The organism is Roseofilum sp. (genome assembly GCF_982964205.1).
Genome location: NZ_CEZBFX010000205.1, coordinates 1 through 3,696 on the forward strand (window position 1 = coordinate 1; position 3,696 = coordinate 3,696).

General features: G+C 45.7%; 1 protein-coding gene. It reads right to left on the reverse strand.

The window, feature by feature from the left end; all coding sequences use genetic code 11:
- On the reverse strand, positions 1 to 3,696 hold a 3,696-nt coding region (locus AC3A14_RS24285), incomplete at both ends, for a trifunctional serine/threonine-protein kinase/ATP-binding protein/sensor histidine kinase (protein WP_487779222.1).

Genomic DNA, 3,696 nt, shown 5'->3' on the forward strand with positions numbered 1-3,696 from the left:
TACAGGTAATCTTACCGCCATGTTTTTGGGTGATGATTGATTTAGCGATCGCCATCCCTAACCCCGTTCCTTTACCCACTGCTTTAGTCGTAAATCCTTGCTCGAAGATCCGTTCTCTCACCTCTTCTGGCATCCCCATGCCATTATCGGCAATGCGAATGGTGACCTCTTCTGCCGTTGCTGAGGTAGTAATCTTAATCTGATTGGCAATCTCATCAAAACTGCGTCCCTGGTTACCCTCATCTAGGGCATCAATAGCATTAGCAATCAGATTCATAAACACTTGGTTGAGTTGTCCTGGAAAACATTGCACTTGTGGCAATTGTCCATAGTCTTTGACAATTTCAATCGCTGGACGCTCCTCGTTGGCTTTCAGGCGATGTTTGAGAATCAGCAAAGTGCTCTCGAGACCTTCATGCAAGTTAAATGGGACTTTATACTCCTTATCTGTGCGCGAAAAGGTTCGTAAAGAATTGCTGATGTGCCTGATGCGATCAGTTCCTTCTTGCATTGAAGAAATCAGTTGCGGTAAGTCTTCTCTAAGAAACTCTAAATCTATCGCTTCGATTTCTTCTTCGATCGCTTCACTTGGCTGTGGATATTCTTTCTGATAAAGGTTCACCAGTCCGAATAAGTCTTGCACATAATCTCGCGCTGGGTCTATATTTCCAGCAATAAATCCCACGGGATTATTAATTTCGTGGGCTACTCCTGCCACTAGATTGCCCAAGGCTGACATTTTTTCACTTTGTACCAGTTGCAGTTGGGCTTGTTGTAAGTCTTTGAGTGCCTGTTGTGCTTGTTCGTAGAGACGGGCATTTTCTAGGGAGATCGCTGCTTGGGAACAGAGCATATTCAGAACTTCCAGGCGATCGCCCGTAAAAGCTCCCACAGCCAGATGGTTTTCCAGATAGAGGATGCCGATCAGCTTGCCTTGATTCAAGATCGGGACGCACAGGAAACTTTTCGGTTGTCCTTGCAGCAGATAGGGGTCTGCTGCAAACTGGGTATCGTCAGGGAAATCGTTAATAATAATTGCTTCTTGGCTGCGTTTAACTTTATTAATGACGCTTGTCGGAATCTCTCTCTCGTCTGCTACCTCTGTTGAACGCAAATTGCCACCTTCTTGTGAGTATCGGGCTACAATCTGCCAACCATAAGTTTGCTGTAGTAGCAGAATAGCGCCCGAGGCTCCAGCATTTTCCATCGCTGCTTTCATCAAAGCCGAGACCAGTTTGTCCAAGTGAATTTCGCTCGATAGAGACTGAGACGCTTTCATGACTGTTGCCCAATCGAGCATTGAGCCAATCGTGCTGCTACTCGAACCCGCCGTTTGCGTCAAGGTAGAAGTAGCGATTTCACCGCTGTGTAAATGCAAGCGGGGCTGTTGCAGAATGGAGGAAAGCAGTTGGGGATACTTTTCTTCGAGTTGGTCGGTCTTGGCTTTAGCGCCCCAACGGGCGTAGCAGTAGTAGGCATCAGTCATATAGACCCCAGCGATTTTTTCCTTGCCCCAGTCCAGGTAAAATTTGGCCGCCAGTTCGTTAGCTAGGGCTTCTTCGTGTACGTACTCGTTTTCTTTGGCTCCCGCTATGGCGCGATCGTACAGAGCGATCGCCTCAGTATAGTCTCTCAATAGCCTTAATTTTTCTGCCTCAATGAGCGCGTCGTTATGCTGGAAATTCCCAGGACAATGTTTGACCCACAACTTCAAATTGTCTTGACTAGCTTGGAACTGCTCCAAACCTCGCAGTTTCTCATCTTCTCCTTCAAGGTTGGCTAAGTCAGCGATCGCTGACAAGATGTAATAGAAATCATTACGGGCAACACAAAACATTCCGGCCACCGTTGCCTCATATTTTTTGGCTTCCCATGAATAAGTCAACGCACTTGCATAATCGCCCAACAGATAAGCTAACATGGCTTTACCGAAATTCGCCCAAAATAAAAGGGTGAAATTCTGAGTTTCCTGGAAAACCGGAAACATTTTATGTTCGTCAAATAATTCACCAACCAGCAGATCTGCTGACTCTTGATATTCCCCTAAAAAATTCAAAAGAATTTGTCCCCAAATCTTGGTTCCATTAAACTGAAAATCCTGCTTCATCTGTCCCACAAAGCTCATGTAAGCCTGCTGGCGAGGGCGCAAAATTTGCAAATTCTCTCCAATTAAAAAACGTATAAAACAAGAAGATAAAGCACAATAACAAGCATATTCAATATCTCCGGCTTCTAGACCCGCTTCAATACCTTGCTGTAAAGCCGGAATGGCCATCCCGGGATAATCTTTCCAGTGGCGTGTAAATACATTAAACAGCAGACACACTTTCGAGCTAAATTGGATGTCTGCAAATTGCTCTAGAATTTGTAATGCGGTCTGGCCAAATTGATAACCCCGTTCGATATCAACTCGACTGGCAGAGAGTAACATTCCATAGAGGGAATAGCCAAAAGCAGATTGTGGTGAATTGCCGCCCTCGGATGCCAACTGTACCATTGTAGTGATGACTTTAGGCATCAAAGCGGGATTGGCAATATACGTGGCCGACCATAAACCCCCTAAAATTCGCATACCTGCAAGCTGGGCTGGATCGGTCATGGTTGGCAAGTTCTGAAAGTATTCTAGGCTCCGATTCGCAGAGAGGGTATCTACCAGTTCGATATCGAGCATATTCAAGACTTTGAGGCCGATATCGATAGCTTCTTGCATTTTGTTTCGCCCCAAATTCATCTGCATTTGGATTTCGTAAACCCGAGCTTTTTCAGGCAAACTTTTAGCATGTTCGACGACTATGTCTACTAGAGAGTCGGTTTGGTCATAGTCGCCGTTGAAGTAGGCGGCTTCTGCAGCCGCTTCGTGAAGATGAAGGGTGAGAGTATATTGAGACTGCCAGCTATTGCTGGCCAGCAAGGACAGTCCTGTGGTCAGGTAGTTGTTGGCAGCGACATAAGCGGTTGAGTCTTTGGCTTTTTTCCCTGCAATTAAATTCAATTGAGCCAGTTCATTGCGTTCATTTTGGTGGGTAATTAAATCGATTCCATAGTTTAATTGGCCAACTAGATCGAAAATTTTCTCAGCTCGCTCTTCTGGGGTAATCTTTTGCAGCAGCAGCTGTCCGATGTGGTAGTGGGTGATTGGTTTGCGATCCTCTGTAATCAGGGAATAGGCAGCTTGTTGAACGCGATCGTGCAGAAATTTATAGCTTACCGAGATATCATCATTCGGTGTTCTTTCATCCTGATTCGCCTCTTGGAAAAACTTATACATCTCGCCCAAGGGCAGAACCAATCCCTCTTGCAGTGCTTTCCACAAGGAAGTTGCCACTTCAATCTGCTCGAGTTCGCTGAAAATGGCCAAAGTTTCCAAGTCAAATTGGTTGCCAATACAGGCAGCTAACTTCAAAATCTCCTGAGTTGCTTCTGGCAACTTGTGCAGCCGAGTTGCCATGAATTCAACAATATCATCAGTCAATGCCAACTGCCGTACTCTCGTCAGGTCGCATTGCCAATAACCCAGATCGCGATCAAAGGCAATGAACCCATCTTCGTGCAATCCCTTCAGAAACTGGGTGGCAAAAAAGGGATTTCCTTGAGTCTTTTGATAGATTAATTCCGTTAAAGGCCGAGCCAGTTCTTGAGTGCAACTTAGAGTATCTGCGACCAAGCCATTCAGACCGGTTTCGCTTAAAGGCGCGA